The 23,002-nt window shown below is 40.5% G+C and carries 21 protein-coding genes and 1 tRNA gene; 17 read left to right on the forward strand and 5 right to left on the reverse strand.

Features of this window, described 5'->3' with window-relative positions; all coding sequences use genetic code 11:
* Nucleotides 1-243 precede the first annotated feature (243 nt).
* From FK220_RS13460 to FK220_RS13490, 7 genes are all read left to right on the forward strand, one after another.
* Nucleotides 244-1,545 carry a hypothetical protein gene (locus tag FK220_RS13460; protein WP_152574869.1) on the forward strand — a complete coding sequence of 434 codons (1,302 nt, stop codon included), beginning with the start codon at nucleotides 244-246 and terminating at the stop codon, nucleotides 1,543-1,545.
* A 228-nt stretch (nucleotides 1,546-1,773) separates the two neighbouring features.
* On the forward strand, nucleotides 1,774-2,550 hold the full coding sequence (locus FK220_RS20210; RefSeq protein WP_152574870.1) for a DUF1883 domain-containing protein: 777 nt from the start codon (nucleotides 1,774-1,776) through the stop codon (nucleotides 2,548-2,550).
* A gap of 22 nt (nucleotides 2,551-2,572) precedes the next feature.
* Nucleotides 2,573-2,884 (forward strand): hypothetical protein, encoded by a 312-nt coding sequence (locus FK220_RS13470; protein ID WP_238719023.1) that lies wholly within the window; start codon nucleotides 2,573-2,575, stop codon nucleotides 2,882-2,884.
* Between the two features lie 104 nt (nucleotides 2,885-2,988).
* A complete protein-coding gene (locus FK220_RS13475; RefSeq protein ID WP_152574872.1) occupies nucleotides 2,989-3,627 on the forward strand; it encodes a hypothetical protein in 639 nt (212 codons plus the stop codon).
* 249 nt (nucleotides 3,628-3,876) lie between these two features.
* Complete coding sequence (locus FK220_RS13480; protein WP_152574873.1) at nucleotides 3,877-4,425, forward strand: hypothetical protein; 549 nt, start codon at nucleotides 3,877-3,879, stop codon at nucleotides 4,423-4,425.
* Between the two features lie 138 nt (nucleotides 4,426-4,563).
* On the forward strand, nucleotides 4,564-4,899 hold the full coding sequence (locus tag FK220_RS13485) for an FHA domain-containing protein (protein WP_152574874.1): 336 nt from the start codon (nucleotides 4,564-4,566) through the stop codon (nucleotides 4,897-4,899).
* A gap of 2 nt (nucleotides 4,900-4,901) precedes the next feature.
* Nucleotides 4,902-5,426 carry a Cif family virulence factor gene (locus FK220_RS13490; protein WP_152574875.1) on the forward strand — a complete coding sequence of 175 codons (525 nt, stop codon included), beginning with the start codon at nucleotides 4,902-4,904 and terminating at the stop codon, nucleotides 5,424-5,426.
* Between the two features lie 535 nt (nucleotides 5,427-5,961).
* Here the strand turns inward: FK220_RS13490 and FK220_RS13495 are convergent.
* Nucleotides 5,962-6,162 carry a CsbD family protein gene (locus FK220_RS13495; RefSeq protein ID WP_152574876.1) on the reverse strand — a complete coding sequence of 67 codons (201 nt, stop codon included), beginning with the start codon at nucleotides 6,160-6,162 and terminating at the stop codon, nucleotides 5,962-5,964.
* A gap of 251 nt (nucleotides 6,163-6,413) precedes the next feature.
* Here FK220_RS13495 and FK220_RS13500 point away from each other — a divergent pair, with 251 nt between their 5' ends.
* From FK220_RS13500 to FK220_RS13525, 6 genes are all read left to right on the forward strand, one after another.
* Nucleotides 6,414-6,659, forward strand: coding sequence for a hypothetical protein (locus FK220_RS13500; protein ID WP_152574877.1), 246 nt, complete (start codon nucleotides 6,414-6,416; stop codon nucleotides 6,657-6,659).
* The gene (locus tag FK220_RS20295; RefSeq protein ID WP_152574878.1) at nucleotides 6,643-6,915 is read left to right on the forward strand and encodes a type II toxin-antitoxin system RelE/ParE family toxin; all 273 of its coding nucleotides are present in this window, start codon (nucleotides 6,643-6,645) and stop codon (nucleotides 6,913-6,915) included. The genes FK220_RS13500 and FK220_RS20295 overlap by 17 nt, the downstream gene beginning before the upstream one ends.
* A 137-nt stretch (nucleotides 6,916-7,052) precedes the next feature.
* Complete coding sequence (locus tag FK220_RS13510) at nucleotides 7,053-8,447, forward strand: alpha/beta fold hydrolase (protein WP_152574879.1); 1,395 nt, start codon at nucleotides 7,053-7,055, stop codon at nucleotides 8,445-8,447.
* 237 nt (nucleotides 8,448-8,684) lie between these two features.
* Nucleotides 8,685-11,885, forward strand: a complete 3,201-nt coding sequence (locus FK220_RS13515; protein ID WP_152574880.1) for an AsmA family protein — start codon at nucleotides 8,685-8,687, stop codon at nucleotides 11,883-11,885.
* 743 nt (nucleotides 11,886-12,628) lie between these two features.
* Complete coding sequence (locus FK220_RS13520; RefSeq protein WP_152575206.1) at nucleotides 12,629-13,060, forward strand: phage integrase SAM-like domain-containing protein; 432 nt, start codon at nucleotides 12,629-12,631, stop codon at nucleotides 13,058-13,060.
* A 28-nt stretch (nucleotides 13,061-13,088) separates the two neighbouring features.
* Nucleotides 13,089-13,547 carry a tyrosine-type recombinase/integrase gene (locus FK220_RS13525; RefSeq protein ID WP_166204916.1) on the forward strand — a complete coding sequence of 153 codons (459 nt, stop codon included), beginning with the start codon at nucleotides 13,089-13,091 and terminating at the stop codon, nucleotides 13,545-13,547.
* A gap of 178 nt (nucleotides 13,548-13,725) precedes the next feature.
* On the opposite strand, the gene FK220_RS13530 is transcribed toward FK220_RS13525, so the two are convergent.
* Nucleotides 13,726-15,150 carry a hypothetical protein gene (locus tag FK220_RS13530; RefSeq protein WP_152574882.1) on the reverse strand — a complete coding sequence of 475 codons (1,425 nt, stop codon included), beginning with the start codon at nucleotides 15,148-15,150 and terminating at the stop codon, nucleotides 13,726-13,728.
* A 4-nt stretch (nucleotides 15,151-15,154) separates the two neighbouring features.
* Entirely contained in the window at nucleotides 15,155-15,754 is a 600-nt protein-coding gene (locus FK220_RS13535) for an outer membrane beta-barrel protein (protein WP_152574883.1), read from the reverse strand.
* A 190-nt stretch (nucleotides 15,755-15,944) separates the two neighbouring features.
* Here FK220_RS13535 and FK220_RS13540 point away from each other — a divergent pair, with 190 nt between their 5' ends.
* The 4 genes from FK220_RS13540 (at nucleotide 15,945) to FK220_RS13555 (ending at nucleotide 20,630) form a co-directional block, all read left to right on the forward strand.
* Nucleotides 15,945-16,256, forward strand: a complete 312-nt coding sequence (locus FK220_RS13540; RefSeq protein WP_152574884.1) for an integrase core domain-containing protein — start codon at nucleotides 15,945-15,947, stop codon at nucleotides 16,254-16,256.
* A gap of 399 nt (nucleotides 16,257-16,655) precedes the next feature.
* Nucleotides 16,656-17,669 carry a TolB-like translocation protein gene (locus FK220_RS13545; protein ID WP_152574885.1) on the forward strand — a complete coding sequence of 338 codons (1,014 nt, stop codon included), beginning with the start codon at nucleotides 16,656-16,658 and terminating at the stop codon, nucleotides 17,667-17,669.
* Between the two features lie 134 nt (nucleotides 17,670-17,803).
* Nucleotides 17,804-18,829 carry a phosphotriesterase family protein gene (locus tag FK220_RS13550; protein WP_238719024.1) on the forward strand — a complete coding sequence of 342 codons (1,026 nt, stop codon included), beginning with the start codon at nucleotides 17,804-17,806 and terminating at the stop codon, nucleotides 18,827-18,829.
* Nucleotides 18,830-19,550: 721 nt separating this feature from the next.
* Nucleotides 19,551-20,630 carry a methyltransferase domain-containing protein gene (locus FK220_RS13555; RefSeq protein ID WP_152574886.1) on the forward strand — a complete coding sequence of 360 codons (1,080 nt, stop codon included), beginning with the start codon at nucleotides 19,551-19,553 and terminating at the stop codon, nucleotides 20,628-20,630.
* Nucleotides 20,631-21,370: 740 nt separating this feature from the next.
* Here FK220_RS13555 and FK220_RS13560 read toward each other — a convergent pair.
* A tRNA-Asn gene (locus FK220_RS13560) sits at nucleotides 21,371-21,444 on the reverse strand.
* A 107-nt stretch (nucleotides 21,445-21,551) separates the two neighbouring features.
* Nucleotides 21,552-22,871 carry an RIP metalloprotease RseP gene (gene rseP / locus FK220_RS13565; RefSeq protein WP_152574887.1) on the reverse strand — a complete coding sequence of 440 codons (1,320 nt, stop codon included), beginning with the start codon at nucleotides 22,869-22,871 and terminating at the stop codon, nucleotides 21,552-21,554.
* Nucleotides 22,872-23,002: the final 131 nt, after the last annotated feature.

Here is a 23,002-nt window from a genome sequence, read left to right on the forward strand (position 1 = left end):
GAGGATTAGCATATTTTTTTGGAGGGACAGAAGGACTTTTCAAATGGTTATCAAATTAAAAGTTTATTAAATCAAAACATTTCTGGAACAATTTATGAATGCTTTGTAAACGTATAATATCCGAATAAAAAAGCCTAATCGACTAGAACAAATGTATTTTAAGTATTTCAGTGAATAAAGGGTACAATAGAACTATAATTCATAGTTTCTATATACAATTGTTGTCATCAAGCTAAAATACCAATGAGCAAGGAGGAAAAAATCGCTGATTTACCATCGTATAAAAAAGCCCATAATAATTTCAAAGGAGCGCATACGATTGGAAAAATCATCAAAGTCTTTAACTTTTTCGGAATAAAAGACAAAGGACTTAATGAAGCTTTTTCTAAACTCCCAAATTTAAAAGATGTCGAAAATTTAATTTCGTTACCTGATAGATTTAACTCCCAATTTGCAAGTATTGGATGGATTGCTCACGAATCGATGAATTCAACATTGATGGAAAAAGCTGTTAATTTAGCTGAAAGTGGACAAAAGAAAATAGCAGAAGAAGTTCTATCCAACCACTTTACATCAACCGAAATTAAATGGCTTCAACATAGATTTCGGGTTCTACCAGCTTTTTCAATTCGTTTTGAACTAATAGAACAAGCCTATTTCGACACCCTTGAAAAAAGGTTTCATTCCTGTGTTCCATTGTTGTTAACCATTATTGATGGTGCAGTTAATGACATAAATAAAAGCAAAGGCTTCTTTTCTGAAAACACGGAATTAAAAGCTTGGGACAGTATCGCTTCTCACAGTAGCGGATTGACAGCAATCAAAGAAATTTTTAATGCTCCAAGAAAAAAAACGAATGTTCAGGAGATATTTTTACCATATAGAAACGGAATCTTACATGGTAGGGATTTAAAATTTGATAACAAACACGTTGTCGGTAAATGTTGGTCCACCCTATTCGCTATAAATGATTGGGCAAGAGCACTTAAAGAAGAAAAAGAGAATCCACCAATTCCACCAAAAAAACCAACTTCCATTAGTGAAAGTTGGAAAGAATTGACAAAAGTAATTTCCGACCATCAAGAATGGAAAGTTCAGAGTGATAAAAAATGGAAAGAATTGGATGATTGGAAACCAAGAGAAGAAATTAGCCTTCAAATAGCAGATTTTAATGAATTTAGTCCAGAAAAGACTGCAATTGAAATTATTAAAAACTGGGAAAAGAAAAATTATGGAAAATTAGCGCAGTTGATTCATCGAATTGGCGAAAAGGAAATAAATATTGGTGTCGAGGCTGGGAAAATCAGAAAGGAGTTGGAAAACAAAGAGCTTAAGTCTTACCGATTAAAGTCAATCATAGATGAGGCACCAGCCATTTCAGAAATATCAATCGATATTGACTATGACCTGAATGGTGAAATTAGAACGAAAGAAATAGTCATTCGCCTGATTTGCAAAGATGAGGACGGAGAAATGGGAATGAACGGAAAAGAAAATATGAACTGGGAATTCATAGATAATTTCTTCCATAGATTAGACTTTTGAAAATAGCCAGATGACAATAATGGCTATAGCAAATAGGGCGTAAAGTGCTATATTTAAAGGCTTGACTTTATTTACTGAGTCCGCTAAATCTTATGGATTTAGCTTTGGACAAGAAAAAATAAAACTAAACAATAAGCTTTAGCTTATTGCGCACACAGAAACGAAAAGTTTCCTTGCCACCGCACTACGCTTAACCGAACCGTTACCAACAAGCAAACAAACGACTAAGTGAAATTTCAATCATATAAATTAGGGAATTTAAAAAAAGGGCAAATTGTAGAAGTCACTCTAAAGGGGAACTCTGCCAATGTGAAATTGATGAATAGCTCTAACTTCTCAAGTTATAAAGCTGGACGAAGACATACTTACTATGGAGGACACGTAACAAAATCTCCTTATCGTGTGACTGTTCCAAGTAACGGAAATTGGTATGTAACGGTAGATTTAGGTGGATATTCTGGAAGAGTAAGTTCTTCAGTACGTGTACTTCCTGGTAGAATTCCTGCGGCTCGACAACCAAGACTTTCTACCGTTCCTTCTTTAGTTCAAGACAGAGAAATTCCAGGAAACTTTGGTGAAGACCCAATTGTCAGAAAATACGATGTATTTATTTCTCACGCTTCTGAGGATAAAGACGAAGTGGTTCGACCTTTGGCAAAGTCTCTACAAACGACAGGGTTGAAAGTTTGGTATGACGAATTTGAATTGAGAATTGGCGATAGTTTAAGACAAAAAATAGACAAAGGATTAGCCAATAGCAGATTCGGAATTGTTGTGCTTTCAAAGAACTTTATTCGTAAGGGATGGACTAATTATGAATTGGATGGAATAATGACGAAGTCGATAAATGGACAACAAATAATGCTTCCAATTTGGCACAAAATAACTAAACAAGAGGTTATTGACTATAGTCCCTCTATGGCGGATAAAGTAGCAAGAAACACAGCCACATATACAATTGAAGAAATTGCTGAAGAAATTAGTGAAGTAATAAATGAAAATTGATAGCGGAATGAAAACGCGAATTATGTACATAGAATTAAAAGGTGAACGATTAACTGGTGACGCAAGAATTGGGCGAGTTAAGTTTAGTAAAACTATGAAATCCATACACTACAATGGAAAGTTGTTCCTTTCTCTAAAAGGAAGCGGATACAAGTCGAATTTTTACGATGAAGAAACAGGGGAAGAATATTGGATTTCGGGATATAAAAAGGACGGAACTGATAGATTGTATAATGAGAATTCACCAATCTATATTGATGAAGACGTACAAGAAGAATATTGGAATGATATAAGGAATATACCAGAAATGATTGGAACGTTACGAATAAACTAAAAGAAAGCCAGCTGGTAACAATGCTATGAAATCATAGCCGCCTATCGGCAGGCTACGCTTCATATACTCACCATTGGCACAAATTATAAGATACTTACAAATAAATGGACGAATTAGTCAAAAGCGCTTTAGAAGAATACTTTTCCGATTTTAAAGAGTATCACATAATTATATTGATTTCATTTACTGTAATTATTGCTTTACTACAAATAATTCAATCTTATATAGTTTCTAAAAAAATTGAGAAGGTTAAAAATGATTTGAAAAAATCCGAAATCAAATTCTCAAAATACAATCAGTTACAAGTTGAAGCATTGAGCGAGATTTATCCCGTGCTAGCAGATTTACTGGTAAATACAGTCATAATAAAATCTGAATTTGACAAAGCATCGCCGGAACGAATTAACTCATTAGCTGAAAATTGGGGAAAATCATTTAATGAAACATTCCACTATTTCACTCAAAAGCAGTATATATTGACCAAAAGTATTAATTCGAAATATGCAATATTAATAGGGAACCTTATAAAAATGAATGCCTATGTAAGGGCGGAGAAACAACTAAGTTTACTGTACCTTACTTTAAATAACGGGGAGGTTGAATTTAAGGGAGACGATGAGGAAAGAAATAAATTATCTGATGAATTAAGTGAGATAAAAAAAGATGAGGTAATGTCAGAAACAATTGATTCAATTTCTGGTTTAAAATCGGAGATTCAGTATTATTTCGAAAAAATGGAATGAATAACTTGTGCCAACAAAACCTATAAACAATACGGGCTTGGGCTTCGTCGCAGGGGTTGTGTATTTTTATGAAGTCCGCAAAATCTTTGGGATTTAGCTTTGGATAAAAAAGAAAAAGCAAAACAATAAGCTTTATCTTTGTGCGCAGACGGAAACTGGACAGCGGGCCAACTCGCGTGCTGCTGTCGCAGACGGCGTACCTCCACACTACGCTTATCTAAACCGTTAGCAACCATAACATGTCATATTATGTCATCACGAGTTTCGACATTTGAAGAGCTTAAAATTGGAAATTTTGAATATTTATTTATCGTAGTTGAATGGAATGATTATCAGGGTCGTGTAGCAACAGAAATTGAAAAACATACCGATACCTTTGGTGCTCATTTGGGTATAAAAGGATTAATTGTAAAAGCTTATAAAAAAGCCACCTATAGTACAGCTGATCAAGTTTTGCAAAAGAATTGGCCTAAGGACATCCAAAAAAAACTAAAACGTTCACAGGACCCAATTATTATCATCATCGAAAACGACTTTTCCTCGTTTGATCCTGAAAATAATCGGTGGGCCCTAATTGAATTTGTTGGTTTTTACAAAAAGACAGATGGTATTCCTAAATTATTTGACACTCTTGCCACAATTACGAGTAAAGAGGAAAATTTGTTTGACTTTCTTAAAAAGTATAAAAAGAAAGGCTCCGTAAAAAAGATACTAAAATATTTTGAATTCAAGCCCGGTATATTGGGATTCTCAATAAATGGGAATGCAATAATTGAGGACTTACTTGATATAGATTAGAAACGTTTGCCAACAACGCCTTCTATGCTTGCGCATAATTGCTATCTCAGTTCTTAATAATTCACAACAGTAAGGTTTGCGAGATGAAGTGCTGGCTTATAGCCAAACGATTGCAAGCTCAAGAAAACCATTTTCAAATTGAAGGAAACGAACTGTCCACTTGATGGTACTACATTACTTCTAAAAAGGGGCACGCCTTGCGGGGAAGGTGGAGCTGATGATTTTGAGTTGGACCATTTCGAGGAACATAGGGTTCATGAATGTGTTGTATACCATGGATTGAAATTAGTGTTAGGTGATTTTTACGACGTGGATTTTGGTTCCTATGACCCAACCTACTTTGGCTTTGAAAAAAGGAAGCGTATGGGTTACGAAGATTTTGAATGGGTTCGAGAAGTTACAGATACAAGAAGGAGAGAAGGGAAGTACTGTCCCGAGTGTCACTATAAGATGCCTCTTCTTACATTCGTCTAGGATTGCCGCATCAAAAACGGAAAATAACGATCAACGTTCTAATAATTACGAAAACCCTTCTATTCCTAAGTACCTTCTTTATAGCGCACGCCTTTACGAAAACTGTTTCGGCACAGGATGCCCCTGCGGCGGAATCGATTCGCCAGGAAATTCTGGCGCACGGCGATAGCATCAGAAAAGCCTTCGGCGATTCGGACCTACATCGTATTCGTTTGCTTCATCACCCCGAGGTTGTCAAAGCCCTTGGGTATAACGATGTCAAAAATGGCAGGGAGGAGGTTATAAAGGGTATATCCGAGACCTTACAAAACTTTAGGCTCGATTTTGTCCAGAACGATGTGGAAAATATATGGATCCGGGACGGTATCGCGATCGAGCAGACGCGTTTTTCGATACAGGGAACCCCAAGAGATGGGGGTGAACCCTTTGTATTTAAAGGGCGAACGATGGTCACGTATGTACGGTCAAAGGAGAGTCCGACCGGCTGGGCCACCATTCGGGAAATTATCCAACCCGCTACCGAATAGCGAACGTTCAATAAAACGATTTTTAAATTATTTGAAGTAATTTACAAAGAGTCGTACAAAAGGTTGGTGAAGCTCGGACGTCAAAGAGAATTACGCAAAAGTATAGCCTTGGCCTGGGGGCTGGATTTCGATTCATTCAATAATAAAAAATCATACTATGTTCGATAATGCAAGTTGGTTGGAAACGTTTGGGGTTTTCTTGGCGTTAGCTGTGTTTTGGGTAGTAGGCCTCTTGATTACCGGTAAAATTAATACTGGTCGTAAGAGAAAATAATTCATGATATGCAATGAAGAGCAGTGATTTTATCCCTTCTCGGACCGTACCCATACAAAATAGGCTAGCTTTTCTGTAGGTAGTAAGGGATTACCCATCCTCCGATATTTTACAAGTTCAATATACCTCGTAGAAAATTTAGTTTACCTATTTGGATTCTTAGGCTGTGTGGAAGTGTGGTAAAGCGTAAAAGTCCAAATAGACGCTAGCTATACTAAATAAATCCCGCCTAGGCGGGATTCTTACTAGGTAGGGGATGCTTCAGTACTTCATATTGTCCAGGAATTCGTTCACACGCTCCTTGCTTTCTCCCGTTTTTTTCTGAATACGGCCTACCAACTCATCTTCCTTGCCCTCCTCATAGTCAAGGTCGTCATCGGTAAGCGCTCCCCATTCTTGTTTAATTTTCCCTTTTGCAATGTTCCAATTGCCTTTTACTTTATCTTTCCATGGTGCGGACATATTGATATATTTTGAGATTACTAGTGCCATAATCTAGGGAACGCTCCTCACGAGGCTTACTGCTATCCGATATTTTTTTAACCGTACTACATTCTTGTTTTTAAGCGGGCGTTGCGTAAATTGTTGTATCGGAGGAAGTCGGGAACTGCCGAATTTATCGACTTTCGTATGATACCAAAGTTCAAATGACGGATTAAATCGTTTTAATATCGATATTTGTACGTATATTGTACGTATAAATAGGTGGTATCATGATACGTAAGGAATTACATTTGGATGAAAAGATTATTTCAGTCTTAGAAGCAGAAGCTAACAGGCAAAACCGTAGCCTTAAAAATTACTTGGAGTTTTTAGCGATAGAACAGGCTAAAAAACTGGAAGTACCGTCCAAGGAATATACCGATATGATGGATGATTTATTGAACAGGTTCGATAAGAATGAAATAGAATTTTCCACTATTGAAGAAGTAATGAACAGGAATGGCATATCAGATTAACGTTTCAAAAGATGCCGAGAAAGATATCCTAATTGCTAAATGTCACTATCGTATATCTGGTCTAGAGCAAACTTTTGATAGCGATTTTACCAGCCAGATTTCCTACCTAAGGGCCAATCCTTTTCTTTTCCAAATCTACTATCGGAATGTTAGAAGAGCTCATTTCAATAATTTTAAATATTCCATTCATTTTATTGTTCAAAATAAGGTGGTTTATATCCTAAGGGTCCTACATCATAGGCAAAGGTTCAAATAAACGATTATTTTATGAGTAGCAAATAGTGACCACCATGTCCAATTGTTAGCGTTTATTCAGAAAAGCTTTTTGGTAATATCCTATATATTGGGTTTTGACGGAATCTCTAATAGTCACCTTAAAATAAATATATTAGTATGCGTTCTTGGACAGTTTTAATTTTGGCAGTTCTCTTACATGCGTGTAATACGACTCCTCCGAATGAAGTTATGGATGGCATTCTAGAAGTCCCTGAAAACCGACTAAATCGCGATTCTAGAACTCTCAAATTGGCATATAAAGTTCTTAAGGCAAAAAAAGCCGATTCGTTAAAGGCGCCTATTTTATTTTTGGCGGGCGGGCCAGGAGCTCCCACCTTATTTATGGAGGAGTATTGGAAAAATCATCTTCTCCGAAACGATAGGGATATTGTATTGATGGATCAACGGGGTACAGGTGCGTCCGAAGCAATCTGTATTGACATGGGTAAAGCCATCTTTGCTATCGTGAGACAAGACTTAGGGCCTAAAGAAGAATTATTGGCTTTGGACTCAATCTTTAACCTATGTAAGAAGGTTGTCAATCAAAAAGGAGTTGATATGGCTGGATATACTAGCCAAGAAAATGCTGCTGATTTTGAGGACTTACGCAAAGAATTGGGATATGAACAATGGAACCTATTTGGAGCTTCCTATGGTTCAAGGTTGGGGTTGACCATCATGCGCGATTTTCCGAATAGTGTTCGTAGCTCAATCTTTGTAGGCGTTTTTGCTCCAGAATCCCAATTATCTGGAGAAACGATTATCGATTTTGAAAAATCCCTTTTTGAAGTTCTCAGGCGTTGTGAACAAAATGAGAAATGTAATAGCCGCTATCCCCACCTTAAAAATCGTTTATTAACCCTCCTAAAAAAGTTAAGGTCGGAACCTTTGCATTTAAACTACGATTCACAACCCTTTGTTCTGAACCGTCGGGATGCCTTACTATTATTACATCACTCTCTTTACAGTCGCTATACAATAGCATATATTCCCAAAATTATTGAAGCGATGGAGAAAAATGAATTAGAACCCATCAGCAACGCCTTGCAACGCCTTGAATTCATTTACAACCTTGTTAATTGGCCGATGAACAATTCGATCATGGCCTATGAAGAACTGCCCTTTATCGATAGTCTTAAAATAAATAATGCTCGGAGTAAATCTGAGCTAGGTTTCGACATTATGACCTTTGAAGGGTTTAACTCCCTGTCGGATTGGCATCCATTCAGGGCTGAGGTTCTTGAAAACCAACCCGTGATTTCAGAAATACCTACATTGATGGCTTCGGGCAGTTTAGACCCCGTAACTCCCATTAGTAATGCCAACGAAGCTTTAAGGTATTTAAAAAATGGTCATGGAGTCATTTTTCCAGATGAAAGTCATGATTTGGCTAACCCTTGTTTCCTTGAGATAGCCGAAGATTTTCTTAACAATCCTTTCCATAAACCGGACGTGGATTGTAGCTCAAGAAAGCAACCACTTGAATGGGATTTACACAACCCATCTCAATAAAAAATGGCCTACTCTAACGGAATCTCCACTCTGTCGAAAACAACAAACGCTAACAAAACCTCCTAGGAAAAGCCCTGGTACAGTTTTCTCTAAAGTTCAAATAACCGATTGTTGCACGTAATAGCAACTTAAAAAGCGCAGCTGCCCAGATCTAAATTCCGGGCCAAACAATACGAAGGCCTACGAATTCGTTATTTTTTAAACGCAATAGCTTTCTAACTATTAAATGCATCTGCCTTGAAGCTCAAAAAACGCTGGAAACGGATTTTACTGGCACTCATCTTTATACCAATCCTATTCATAGGAAGCCTATTGCTTTATGTTCAAAGCAATCAATCTGAAATTATCAAAGGAGAGCTCGCCAAAGTAAACCAAGAACACAAGGGACTTATTACCGTAGGCGATAGCCAGTTATCGCTATTCGGCAATTTTCCGGACCTCTCCATAAAACTATATGACGTTCAAATCTTTGAAAGCAAAGCGGTCGGTGCACCCCTTATTATGAAGGTTAAGGACATTTACGTCGGCTTCAATCTTTGGGATATGGTCGGCGGAAACTACGACATTCACTCCTTAAGGGTAGAAGACGGCGTTTTTAATATGGTCATTCACCAAGATAATACCTCCAATATCGAAAATTCCTTGGCCACCACTTCTGAGGATGGGTCGGCCACTACCAACATTCACCTAAACAAGATCCGATTAAAAAACCTGGATGTCCACACCCTGGATGAAGCCACCAATACCGATGTTGAAAAGTTCATTTATGAAGCCATAGGGGGCTTTCGTGTTCAAGACAGTATCATCGCCGGGCACATCGACACCGAATTGGAACTGAACGTAATCAAAGATGGGGACACCACTTTTATCCGCAAGAAGCATTTCGAAATTCACACCGACCTCGTATTCAATGAATCCACAGGGATACTGGACATATCCCCCTCTGGAATTGTCATGGAGAATGGTGATTTTGAGCTTGAGGGGTCCATAGATACCCAAAACGATGTAAACCTTGACTTGGCCATAAAAGGAACCAAGCCCAATTTTGATATGCTGATTGCCTTTGCCCCATCGGATGCGATTCCCTTCTTGGAGAAATACAGAAATGCGGGGGAAATCTATTTCAATGCGACGATCAAGGGTCCCGCAAACAAGGGCAACCGGCCCGCCATCAATGCCGAATTTGGTGCCGGAAAGGCCTTTTTGGAGAATACGGCCAGTGCCAAGAAAATAGACAATATGGGCTTTAGGGGCCATTTTACCAACGGAGCAAACAGAGATGCCAGTACCATGGAATTTTCGCTGACCGATATGACCGCCTCTCTTGAAAAAGGTGAGTTTCAAGGTGCGCTCTTTGTCAAGAATTTCGAATCTCCAGACGTTGAAATGCAAATTGATGCCAATTTCAATCTAGATTTCATCGCAGACTTCCTTGAACTGAAACAGGTACAGAACGCCTCCGGGAATATTACCTTAAAGATGAATTTTCACGATATCGTTGATATCAATAATCCAGAAATGGCATTGCAGCAACTAAACCGGGCATACTACGCAGCATTGAAGGTAGAGAACGTACATCTGGAAGCGAAAGACCTTCCTGTTCCCCTAGACACCCTCAATGTGGATCTGGTCATGAATGGCAAAGAGGCCACCCTCAAACAATTTGAGCTGTTCATGGGCAATTCGGATGTATCCATAAGCGGTTTTTTGTCAGACCTGCCATCCATTGTACATCACACGGACACCCCCGTGGAAGCCCATTTGGATATCACCTCCAATTACCTGGATATTGCGGCCTTAACAGGATTTTCGGCGCAGGATTCGACCCAAACCGGATTTGATGAACAGCTTGAACATCTTAGCCTTGGCCTTTCTTTTGTGGCCGCGGCCAGGGATTTTACCGAATCCGAATATTTGCCGAAAGGGGAATTTTTTATCGATAGTCTGTATGCCGAGTTAAAGCACTATCCGCATCGTTTGCATGATTTTCACGCTGATGTGTTGATTGATGAAAAAGACCTCAAAATAGTGGATTTCACGGGTTATATCGACGATAGTGATTTTCATTTTGATGGGTTGGTACATGATTATGCCTTTTGGATGCAACCCGAACGCAATGGCGATGTAACGCTGGATGTCAATTTGACCTCAAAAAAGGTACGACTGGAAGATGTCTTCTCGTACAAGGGAGAAAATTACGTACCGGAAGAGTACCGACATGAAATTTTTGACGATTTGGCATTGCATTTTACCGCTGGCCTGCATTACCAGGATGCTGCGCTGCATTCCCTTGATCTTGCCCTTGATAAGCTGGATACCAAGATGAAAGTACATCCGCAACGTTTTCACGATTTTAAGGGCAACATCCACTACGAAGACGAACATCTCGTGGTCCATGACTTTCACGGCGAAATTGGATTGACCAATTTTAATGTGGATCTGAATTACTATTTGGGGGACGATCCGACCATAAAAAAACGCGATAATTACCTTGGGGTACGCGCCGATTATATTGACTACGATGCCCTTTTTGCTTTTGATCTAAGGCCTCCCCGATCCAAGGAAGCGGAGGGTTCCACCACCGAAGATGTTTCAGAACACGCTGATGCCTTCAATATATACGAATTGCCATTTACCGATATGCGTTTCAAGGCCGACATCGCGCACTTCCTTTATCATCGGCTTGACCTTCAAAACATCAAGGCAGATGTAAGAACAACCCCCGATCACTATATCTACATAGACACGCTTACCATGGATGCTGCCGGGGGAGACATTCGTTTAAGTGGCTATTTTAACGGTAACGATCCAAAACACATTTATATGCAACCTGATTTGGTGATGACCAATGTTGATTTGGAAAAAGTATTGTTCAAATTTGAAAATTTTGGGCAAGACCACCTTGTTTCAGATAATTTACAGGGAAAACTCACCGCTAGAATTAACGGTAAGATCAGGGTATACCCTGATTTGGTACCAGATTTGGATCAGTCTTCCCTAGAAATGGATGTTAAAGTGTTGGATGGAAAATTAAAGAACTACGACCCCATGTTGGCGCTATCGGATTATATGGGCGATAAAAACCTGCGAAACATTCGGTTTGATACTTTACAAAATAGGTTGGCCATCGACCAAGGAAAAATTAGTATTCCGGCTATGACCATCGAATCGACTCTTGGTCATATGGAATTGTCGGGAACCCACGACAGCGATCAAAACATTGACTATCATTTGCGTATCCCGTGGAAAACGGTGAGAAAGGCCACCTGGCAAAAACTGTTTGGAAGCAAGAAGGACTCTGTGGTCGATTCGGGGCAGGTCGATGAAATCGTAGGGGTAGATTCCGAGGGGAAGACAAAGTTTCTCAATTTAAAGATCAGTGGAACCATTGATGACTATAAGGTCTCTTTGGGGAAGAAAAGAAAAAGTACCCGATGATCTTGAAAATTTTGTTGGAGGATGAACTTCCATACTGTTGAAATCCAAAAGTCCATCTTAAATGAATCATGCTAAATGTTCATGGGAAAAATCAAATTGTACGTGCCAATAAAAAAAGGCTCCAGAGTGTGAATTTCCCTAAAGCCTTGCTGTTTCCGCTCCCCCTTACCTCGACTTCGCTCGTAATAAACTTCTCGCCCAAAAGGTATCAAAGCAAAAATGCCACCTTTTGGTGACATTTCTGTTTTAAAGCTCCCCCTCTAGGGCTCGAACCAAGGACCCTCTGATTAACAGCGTCGCCGAAAGGGATATAAGCAAATTTGAAAAATCCTCTTATTTATTGATTACCAATATTTTAATAGATTTTGAAGTCAAACAAAATCAATTGAAACCAACTATCTGTGTGCAAATGGCGTGCAAATTTTTTTATAACTTCTGTTGATGAACACGGGTATAAAGCTAAGTTTGGGCACTCGCAGAATGACCCTAAATGGATGTTTTCCCGTTGTTTTGAGGCTGACCCATTTTAGAAAAACCACTTCCATCAAAACAGGTCATCATGTCCGGAGGAATAATGGGATCCTCATAGGTGTAAAGTAAAAAGAAATTTTCCAGATGTTGATTCAGTTCACTTGATAAACATTCTATTGTTAAAAAAACAACTCAAGGCACAAGAAGTAATCAATAGACTGGCCGATAATGACCAATTGGACAGACTTACCGCCAAAGATATTGCTGATTAAATCGAAAATAGAAAAGGGTTCAACTCGTTCTATGAGTTCGGTCCTCGAAAAGCTGAAGAGCTTATAGGAGAAAAACGGATTGGTATAGCCAGAAACTATTCCGGAATCATAGGAAGGCTTAAGGTGTTTACCAACAACAGAGATTTAAAGTTCAATGAACTTAATCTTGAATTCCTAAAACGGTTTGAAAGCCACCATTTATCAAAACCAGGCAATACCATCAATGGCATTGCATCTTACATGAGAACGATAAAGGCCATCCATAACAAAGGAATCAAGGTAGGCCTGGTAGATGAATCCCTATATCCTTTTAAATACTACACCATCAAAACAAAGCCCACGGAGAAAAGAGCCATTAAGATTGAAAGCATCAAGAAAATAGTTGAAATGGAAACCAAGACTGGTTCCAATCATTTTTCACTATCGCAATAATTTTATTCGTTCCTATCTGATGTTGGGTATGTCCTTTATTGAGATGGCATTTCTGAAAAGGGATAATATCATCGATGGTCGTGTCAAATTCCAAAGACGCAAAACAGGAAAACGCTACGATATAGTGATTACTGATCAGATCAAACCCATTATTGATTACGATCTGGACAATCCTAACCCCTCTGGTTCTTTATTGCCCATAATCTATCGGAACATTTCGGAATTGCAATACAAAGATGCCCAATGGGAACTGAGACGTTACAACATTGGTTTGAAAGGGATTGAAAAAGAATGTGGGATTGAAGAGCGTTTAACATCCTATGTTCCTAGACACAGTTTTGCAACCCTTGCCATGCTCAAAAAAGTTCCTTTGGAAGCTATATCTACAATGCTTGGGCGCAATAAATTAAGTACTACACAAGTTTACCTTAAGTCCCTACCAAACAACTTACTTGATGCCCATCAGTTAGAATTGAACTCCTTGTAATTTGATTATCAACCTTTGCTCTAAATTTCATTTCAGAATCGATATATCAATGCCATTAAAAAAGTGTTGACTCTTCGATTGGAACTATGTACCTCTTGCAAATAACCAACTGACATAATAATAAAATATAATTTTTTAAAGTACCATAAAATGTTGGTTTTTTGAGCCTCCGTAATTTTTATTTGCTTGATTTTGACTTCCACTTGGACCAGCTCAATCCAGCATCCCCAGTCTCAAACCAGTTGTTCTTGGAACATTCGGCATACCAAATGGATTCGTCCTTGCCGGGATAAAATCGCTTGCAATCCCCGCGCGGTAAATCCCTGACCATCCAAGTATCGCTATCATGTTCCTTTACATAAAGATAGCCGGGACGGTTGGCAGTGGCACTGAGTTTTAAATGGGGGCCTATGATAATGTGGGTCGGGGTTTCGGTGACCATGGGTACCTTCTTTACGTCTTTGGACAAGGGTATGGACCTGAAGTTTAGGTCTTCGTAACTAGCTTGTAGGAGTATCTTATGCTTGTCGTCATATGGAGAGTAAATATAGATATGTTTTTTTCCCTTGTATATTTTGGGATGGGAAATTGTAATGGTGCCAAGGAGTCCGGAGCTTTTTTGCTCGTATCTATAATTGTTCTGGGACGTCCAGACAAAAGAGGCGTCCGTATAGAAAATATTAAAATTGCCATCGACCAACAAGAAGCGATCGTTCTTAACGACTTCCAGATCGGGGATTTTTTCAAGACCTTTCGGCAAGGGCATGTAATCCAAACCATCTTCTGTTCCATATAGGAAGCTTCCGTTCTCAAGGGTACATATGATGGTCCGATTTTCTTTAAGGACCATATTCTTTATCTGTTGATAGGTAGGGGTTGAAATAAGTCGGTAATCCGTTACTTTTCCCTGGGCGTCCTTTTCCATTTTGATTACGGTGCCCAAAGAGGCGTACAAATGTGTGGTCTCTGTATCCAATTTGGCGCTGTGACGGTCTACCAATAACTTGGCAAAGGATGCCACCAACTTATCGACTTGGTCATTTTCAAGAAACTTCCATGCCTGGATGACGTAATCAACGGCGCCGGCATGACTTGGTTTATAGGTTCTTACATAGCGTTTAGCATCCTCCGTATTATCAATTCGTAACACCATAACGTTGTCGGACGCCTTGTTTTCCCTGACCAGGTAAATCAACCCCCCATTGGTCATCTGACCGGATTTTATAGTGAACTTTCCTTCCATGGGAATTTTTAAAAACTTGTTGTACCCAAATTCAGGCCCCATCAACCTAACCGCGATCAATTCATACTCCCCATCGTTTAGTTCAAGGGTTATGAACTGGTTTTTAAGGGCGTGGAAGGCTGTTTGCCCGCTGACTTTTGTCTTCTTCAGGAATCCTTCTTTTTTGTATTCGACCTCCACCCTAACATTGCGGGCGTACGAATCACTGTTCCAGGAAAATTGTATTGCAAAAAGCCCTTTGGCTCCCTCCAGATTATCATTCATAGTGTGTGCCTTCACTGGTTGGGCACAGCATAGGATACCCAAGGCGAGTACCAATTGGCAAAACTTCTTTTTAAATAATCCGATATAGGTTTTCATAGCCTTATTTTCTGAATAAAAAGTTTAACGAAAAGGCGAGATAGCGGTTCTTCCACTGATCCGTACCCTCTGTATTTATTAGATTGGTGAGCCCCGTATAATAACTGACCCTAAGTTTTATGAATCTTGCGAACTGTAGTCCCGTACCAAGATTAAGTCCGGTGGAAAAGGATTTTAGTTCCCCTTCACCATACCCGATTTCCAGTTCAATGGCTTCCCCGTCAATTCTGGTTATGGCCCTGGCGTTATATTCCGCGCTGATACCACCATCCAGAAACCATTGCAAACGATTTCCGGCAAGATCAACGGATCCCCCAAGGTTGATAGGGACATCAAAACTATTGACGGCCCAGGTCTCGTCTGCAAACCTGAAGCCTTTTTGCATAAAAAGCAGGGCCCCACGGATATATAGGTTTGGAGTGAGATTGAATTCCCCAATATAACCTGCCCGTGGACCCACGGCATTTTTAGTGTCTATGGCTTCTTCATCTATGGTGAAATCAGCGTTCATAAGATTGGCTCCAATCTCGAAGCCGTGCGCCATTTGTCCGAGCAAAACAGTACTGATAAAAAACACAAAAAAAAAGGCAATATGGCTCTTCATGGTTACGGTTCAGGCCTTTGGACGGTTTTTTGGTGCTGTGCACAAAACGTCTCATAGATGACCCATTCATTGGTTTGGGTACTTAAGAAACGATGGGATTGCGGGATTTAGTATATGCACCAGGGAACTACGGAGCTTTTGATTTGACATTTTTTAGTTGTCGCCCTTTTAATACAAAAAAGTACCATTATTGGATTTACAGGGCAAGTCTTTGGCCATAAGGGTCGACAACGGGCTCGAGTTCCTCTCCAGGGTGTTCGTCAACTACTGTGAGGTCGAGGATATTGAGATAAAATACATTCAACCGGGCAAGCCGAGCCAGAACGGATATATCGAAAGGTTCGACCGCACCTATAGAGAGGATGTACTGGACGCCCATCTGTTCAGGGACATCGAGGAGGTGAACATGGAGACCCAACGTTTTAGGCAGGGATACAATCGGTTCCATCTCCATAAATCGTTGGGAAGGAGTAGTCCAAAGGAATATTTGGAAGAATTTTAAGGGGCATACCCCTTTGAAACATCATTTTGTTTAATTTAACCGCTGTACGAAAAGGGGTAAGTCTTCAGATAGAGAGAGAGCATAGAACCAACATTATATGTAAACAAATAGGAATAAAATCATATATATTAAGAACCATTACAAAACTCTAGTAAATCGGGAAAAACTAATCGGATAAAAAAAAGTTCAATAAAACGATAAAAACCATGGAATTAAACAAGGAAATATCAGCAATCTTAACTAGTGTCGTATTAATTTCACTTTTAATAATTTCAATCTGGTTGTATCATTACATGAAAGCTAAAAAGAAAGCCAAGGCTGATTCAGGTGTCACAATTGACCGCTTTACTTAAAAAATATGTAAATAAACATTTAGCTATAATGAAAGTTCAATAAACGATGAATCGCCAAAGAAGCACTATAAAAATACTCGCCCCGATACTATCCTTGTTAATCGGGAGTTCCTGTATTTTCGATGATTCAAGCGGTTACCGCTATGACCGGGGCAGCCTGCCTAAAACACCGGTGAACCTTTCGGACTTCAACTCCGAATACGACGACTATAACTCCACGGCACCTAGCCTTGGCGAATTGATTCCGCTGTGTTTTTCGACGAACCGAAACAGTAGGGGAGGGGAGTTCGATATCATATACATGCCGTTGAATGTCAATTTCAATAGAGATTCAGGGATTCTGAAGGTTACCAACAGGTATACCAATTGGGAGGTGTTCAGGGACGACTACGAGGTGATTAAAGCCGGGCTGGACAGGATAAAAACCCCGGGGAACGAGTTCGGCCCGAATCTGGTTGTGGAATACGATATTGAAGGGTACGATTTTACCCTATTGTACTCAACCGACATCACGGGCAATGCCGAAATAAATTTCGTAACAAATAAGATGAGGGACGGATTCTCCGAACCCGAACCGGTCGGGTTCCTGAATTCCGAGTTCGACGACATGTACCCGACTTTGGGCAGTGGAAATTCCGTAATCTATTTTTGCTCTAACAGGAAAGGGGCGCACTTCGACATTTATAGTGTCCCCGTCGATACCGGAACGGATATCGAGTCCCTCCTGACCGGCAGTCCAACGAATCGGGTGAGCAGGGATAGCATCCTATCAAGCAACTCGGACGACACATGCCCCTTCGTCCTTGGGGAAAAAATGGTCTTTGCCTCGAACAGGCCAGGTGGATACGGCGGATATGATTTATATTATAGTAATTTCGAAAACGGGAGATGGGGCGATCCGGTCAATTTCGGGGAAACCATCAATAGCGAGATGGATGAGTACAGGCCCATCCTGGTCGACGAGGGCGTTTCCCCTGATCAGGCCATGATGCTCTTTTCCTCGGATAGACCTGGCGGAGCGGGAGGCTTCGACCTGTATTTTGTAGGTGTTGAATACTGAACAAGAAATCAATGATTGACCAATCTAGAAATGGTCGGTTATTACGATGTCGGTCCGCAGTTCACAATAGTTCAAATAAACGATAGGCATGATGTTACTAAATTGCCTACTTGTTTAGCTGTTAAAAAATTGAGATGAAAAATTGTTTTAACTATTTATTGGTTTTTCTGACTACTATCGTTCCTTCTATAACGCTGGCGCAGGTTATGACCGTAAACGGTGCCATAGATCCTGAAGAAATGGGTTTAACGCTTATCCACGAGCATATCATGGTGGATTGGATTGGTGCAGATAGCACGGGCTACCATCGTTGGGACAAGAAGGAAATTGTAGAACGTGCATTACCATACCTCGAAGAGCTTAAGAAATACGGTGCCACTTCGTTTTTGGATTGTACCCCGGCCTATCTCGGCCGCGACCCCTATGTTTTGAAGGATTTAGCGAAGCGTACAGGTTTACATATCCTCACAAATACTGGCTATTATGGGTTTGGGAACAATAAATACGTTCCAAAAAGTGCAATGAAGGCTTCTCCTGAGGATATAGCGGCGATCTGGATAGAGGAGTTTAGAGATGGTATCGACGGTTCGGGCGTAAGACCGGGATTCATGAAAATATCGGTGGAAAATGAGAAGACCCTCTCCGAAATGCACACGAAGTTGGTTAAGGCTGCAGCACTCACCCATTTGGCGACGGGCATGACCATAGTCTCGCACACCGGAGGCGATGGTCCTGCCATGGCACAACTCAAGGTGCTGAAGGATATGGGCGTATCCCCCAAGGCATTCGTTTGGACACATGCCCAGAATGGTACTATGACAGGGTATCTTCAAGCGGCGAACCAAGGGGCATGGATTTCATTGGACAATATAAACGACCGGCCTACGAACAAGCCCGATAGCCCCGGAAGTATTTCTTGGTTTGTAAAAACGCTTTTGGAGCTTAAGGACAATGGAATTTTGAACCACATCCTTATATCACACGATGCGGGTTGGTATGATGTTGGCGAAAAGAACGGTGGTAATTACAGAGGATACACAGATTTATTTACAAAGCTCATCCCACAGCTCAAAGAGAATGGCTTTACCCAGGTGGATCTCGATGTGTTACTAAAGCAAAATCCGAAAAGGGCATACGCTATCAAAATCAGAAGAGAATAATCTTTCAGTGTATTCTTTTTCAAAAGATAGCGAAGAGCCTAAAGTTCAAATAAACGATGACACCTAGGGTCGCAATGTTTTCAATAGTATTGTTTTGTTCTTCTCTTGTAGCAGTGGGGATAAAGAACCATCAGCAGTGAACTTTGCAGTTTTTTTTTGAATCTGTCTGTTCAGAATCATTTTCCATTCTTTGTGTTTCTGCTGAGGAGTTTGGCCGTATCCGAGATATTTTTATGACGAATCAAAATGGTGAGGAATTAGAATGTCTGCCTATTACGGTAACTGATTTAGAGGGAATGGTTCATGAAGATTTTTTGAGAGGCTACAGCTCTACCGCAGAAAATAAACCTTGTATCCAAGAGTTGGATATACCTTTAGGCTATGGGTCAAAGTTCAAATAAAGGATTAAGGATAGCTCTTGCTAAACAAAATTTTTCCTCCCATTCATCTAAAAAAGGTGCTCTAATTTTAGTTTCGTAAAACGTCAATTAACGATACTACTAAAAAGAACGGAAAATGGAACTGATACATGATGCTTGCTCAAGCTGGTTTTGTTGTTTCCTAAAACGGCCATTATAAAGAACAATACCCAATCCATTACTTCACATTTAAACCTTATCCATGGAAATTGAAAATTGCTAATCGTTAGTATTAGGATTTTTCATATTTCAACCTCCATATTTTTGGGTGCTATATCGTAATTTCCCGAAAAATACGGGATATGGGTTCGATAGAAATCAAACATCTAAAACTTATAGATACCATTGATCAGGTAGGCACGTTAAAGCGAGCGGCCAAGAAACTATATCTAACACAATCGGCCCTCAGCCATCAACTTAGGGAACTTGAGACGCGATTGGAGATCCGAATATTCCATCGGGTAAACAACCAACTGGTCTTCACTCCCGCCGGAAAGGCCATCAGGGAGGCAAGCGAGGAGGTTCTCGAACGGATGCACGCTTTGGAAGGTACCATTCAAGAAATCAAAAAGGATGATATTCGGGATTACATACACGGATATTCGGACGAAGAAACCGCCCGTTTGAACGACCAAGCCAAATCGATATCACAAATCCTTCATTGGGATTCCAAATGGGACAAGGAATCCCTGATTCTGGAAGCAGGATGTGGAGTCGGGGCACAAACCAGGATCATTGCGCCATTGAATCCAGAATCAAGTTTTGTAAGCATCGACCTATCCTCCAAATCCCTTAAAAAAGCGAAGGAGTCCATCGAAGAAAACAATATCGAAAACGTAACCTTTAAAAAGGCCGATATTTTCCAGTTGCCCTTTAAGGATGCACATTTCGACCATGTTTTTCTATGTTTCGTTCTAGAACACCTCTCCCGGCCTATGGATGCTGTCAAAGAATTAAAGAGAGTGCTAAAACCCGAAGGGACTATAACCCTTATCGAGGGCGATCATGGTTCCACCTATTTTCATCCGGATAGTGAGAATGCCAAGAAATTAGTAGAGGCCCAAGTAACCTTACAAAGGAAAAAAGGGGGCAACGCCAATATTGGGAGGGAACTATATCCCATATTGTACGATTCCGGATTTTGCGATATAACGGTATCCCCCAGACAGGTATATGTCGATGATTCCAAACCTGAATTGGTCGAAGGCTTTATAAAAAACACCTTCACTGCAATGATCAAAGGTATTTCCGAGGAAGCCCTGGCACAAAAAGTAGTGGACAAAAACGAATTGGATGCCGGGATACAGGATTTATATAGAACCGCGGAGGGTGGCGGTACGTTCTGCTATACTTTTTTTAAGGCGAAGGCAAAAAAAGCATAATCCCGTAAAACCAACCTTTTTCGACACTGTTTGATTTCCGCTTACCTTGTTATCTGATTAGTGAAAGTTCAAATAAACGATAAATGGGCATCTAGGAATTCAATGTGCTGGTAGAACACGATAAATATGATAAGGTCTTTATTGAAGGCCAGTTCCTCCGTAAAGTTTCTGAAGGAAAGGTTAAATACGTACGTTATCCGCTATCATATTTTTTGGGTGGAGATTACTTTTGACTCCCTAGCAACAAAATTTTTGGAATTTCAAGCTTTGTAGAAGGCTATAGTTTGAACCGGTACAGCAATGTCCCGGCCACAATTTAATTAGGTTATAAAAAAAGGAAAATCCCAAGATGGGTCAGGATAATCAGATACAATTTGAACTGTATTTGGTCTCGCGTTCTTATGCCTGTTGGAATGACAGAAGATGATTTTTCCAAACAGATAAAGTCTAAATAAAAATGGGAATTGACAAGCCGGTTAAAGTAGCGGGGCAGAGAGGTATTCTAAGTCATTATATTATTAAAGGACCACAACAGACATATGGAATGGTTTAGTTCGAGGATGGCACAATCAAAGAAGTCTTTTACAAAAAAATAAAGTTCAAATAGCTGATTATTTGATGTAGTATGATGTCAAACAGGACCAATGGAAATCCGGGAGAAAAAATGGATTTTATGTGCAAATTATGTGCAAATAAAAAAGCCTCAGAGAATTAAATTCTCTGAAGCCCCGTTAATATTGCTCCCCCTCTTGGGCTCGAACCAAGGACCCTCTGATTAACAGTCAGATGCTCTAACCAACTGAGCTAAGGAGGAATAATCGTCCGCCAAATAACGATTTGGCGGGTGCAAATATAATCGTTTTTTCAATTACCCCAAACAAAAAATAGGGTTTTAGATCGTTGGCTGCTTTCCTTCCAAGCCTATTCGATAAACCGCTTGACGATATTCCAAATATCGTTCCCGAAAATCACGGCCATCAGTCCCATGATAATTACAAAACCGATGATCTGTCCGGTTTCCAACACCTTCTGGCTGGGTGGCCGTCCCGAAACGATTTCATACAACAAAAACATCACATGACCCCCATCCAATGCAGGGATAGGCAACAGGTTTACAAACGCCAACCACACCGAAAACATGGCCAGGAAATTCCAAAAGAAGTCCCAATCCCAGGTCGGGGACATCATCTCTACAATACCGATAGGCCCTTTTACCTGTTTATAGGCCCCGGTCTTTGAATTAAAAATCACCTTAAATTGCCGTACCTGATCGGTCAACACCTTGATGGTTCTATTAAAACCTGCAGGGATGGACGCCAGAAAATCGTAGTCGTCGGTCACCCGCAGATCCTTGAAATCGAGCTGTACCCCGATCATTCCTTCGTCCGGCACCCGGAGCGATAGATTTTCGGTTCTTCCATCACGCAAGACTTTGATATTGATGTCTTCCCCCTTCGACGTCCCAATAATCTCCCTAAACTGGTCCCAGTACTCGATTTTTTGATTCCCTACCATGGTGATTTCGTCCCCTGGTAGAATACCGGCGTCTTTCGCTACCGAACTGTCGGCGACTACCTCGATAATAGGTTTTGAGCGGTACGATAGAAAGTTTCTCCCCTGTTGTTGGAATACGGTGGCCTTTCCCTCATCGGAGAGGGGAACCGTTAGTTGTTGCCCGTCGCGCTCCACGGTCACTTCATCCCCTAATATGATTTGAAGTACGGCATCGTTGAATTTTTTGGTTTCCTTGCCGTCTACGGCCAGTATCTTATCCCCGGTGCGTAGCCCCAGTTGTTCCCCGACCGAATCTACCAAAATACCGTATTTTAAACTATCTGCCGGGATGTAGGTGTCCCCATTGCTAAAAAGCAGCATCGAATAAATGATCCAGGCAAGAAAAAAGTTGACGGTGACCCCGCCCAACATTATGATGAGTCGTTGCCAGGCCGGTTTGCTTCGAAACTCCCAAGGTTGGGGCTCTTGCTGCATTTGCTCGGTATCCATACTTTCATCGATCATACCGGCAATCTTCACATAGCCGCCCAAGGGTAGCCAGCCGATCCCGTACTCGGTCTCCCCGATTTTCTTTTTGAAAAGCGAAAACTTCCAATCGAAAAAGAGGTAAAACTTCTCTACTTTGGTTTTGAACCATCGGGCGGGAAGAAAATGTCCGAATTCGTGAAGAATCACCAAAATGGAGATGATAACGACAAATTGTATGATCTGTAACGTAAGCGTCATTTGCTATTTTTAACTTTTAAAACGCACAAAAGTACGGCTTTAGGCATTCTTAAAAAAAGAAACCATTTTTCCACGGCGGTATTTAAGAAACTTTTAGTACCCGGATTCCACCGATCGCTTGAATGCCCCCA

The organism is Pelagihabitans pacificus, from assembly GCF_009371985.2.
GTDB classification, from domain to species: Bacteria; Bacteroidota; Bacteroidia; order Flavobacteriales; family Flavobacteriaceae; genus Pelagihabitans; species Pelagihabitans pacificus.

Bases quoted from the DNA above. Each gene is read 5' to 3' on its own strand.
- FK220_RS13460 (WP_152574869.1), top strand. From the start codon at position 244: ATGAGCAAGGAGGAAAAAATCGCTGATTTACCATCGTATAAAAAAGCC.
- FK220_RS13470 (WP_238719023.1), top strand. From the start codon at position 2,573: ATGTACATAGAATTAAAAGGTGAACGATTAACTGGTGACGCAAGAATT.
- FK220_RS13475 (WP_152574872.1), top strand. From the start codon at position 2,989: ATGGACGAATTAGTCAAAAGCGCTTTAGAAGAATACTTTTCCGATTTT.
- FK220_RS13480 (WP_152574873.1), top strand. From the start codon at position 3,877: ATGTCATCACGAGTTTCGACATTTGAAGAGCTTAAAATTGGAAATTTT.
- FK220_RS13495 (WP_152574876.1), bottom strand. From the start codon at position 6,162: ATGTCCGCACCATGGAAAGATAAAGTAAAAGGCAATTGGAACATTGCA.
- FK220_RS13500 (WP_152574877.1), top strand. From the start codon at position 6,414: ATGATACGTAAGGAATTACATTTGGATGAAAAGATTATTTCAGTCTTA.
- FK220_RS20295 (WP_152574878.1), top strand. From the start codon at position 6,643: ATGGCATATCAGATTAACGTTTCAAAAGATGCCGAGAAAGATATCCTA.
- FK220_RS13510 (WP_152574879.1), top strand. From the start codon at position 7,053: ATGCGTTCTTGGACAGTTTTAATTTTGGCAGTTCTCTTACATGCGTGT.
- FK220_RS13525 (WP_166204916.1), top strand. From the start codon at position 13,089: ATGTCCTTTATTGAGATGGCATTTCTGAAAAGGGATAATATCATCGAT.
- FK220_RS13530 (WP_152574882.1), bottom strand. From the start codon at position 15,150: ATGAAAACCTATATCGGATTATTTAAAAAGAAGTTTTGCCAATTGGTA.
- FK220_RS13535 (WP_152574883.1), bottom strand. From the start codon at position 15,754: ATGAAGAGCCATATTGCCTTTTTTTTTGTGTTTTTTATCAGTACTGTT.
- FK220_RS13545 (WP_152574885.1), top strand. From the start codon at position 16,656: ATGAATCGCCAAAGAAGCACTATAAAAATACTCGCCCCGATACTATCC.
- FK220_RS13550 (WP_238719024.1), top strand. From the start codon at position 17,804: ATGAAAAATTGTTTTAACTATTTATTGGTTTTTCTGACTACTATCGTT.
- FK220_RS13555 (WP_152574886.1), top strand. From the start codon at position 19,551: ATGGGTTCGATAGAAATCAAACATCTAAAACTTATAGATACCATTGAT.
- rseP (WP_152574887.1), bottom strand. From the start codon at position 22,871: ATGACGCTTACGTTACAGATCATACAATTTGTCGTTATCATCTCCATT.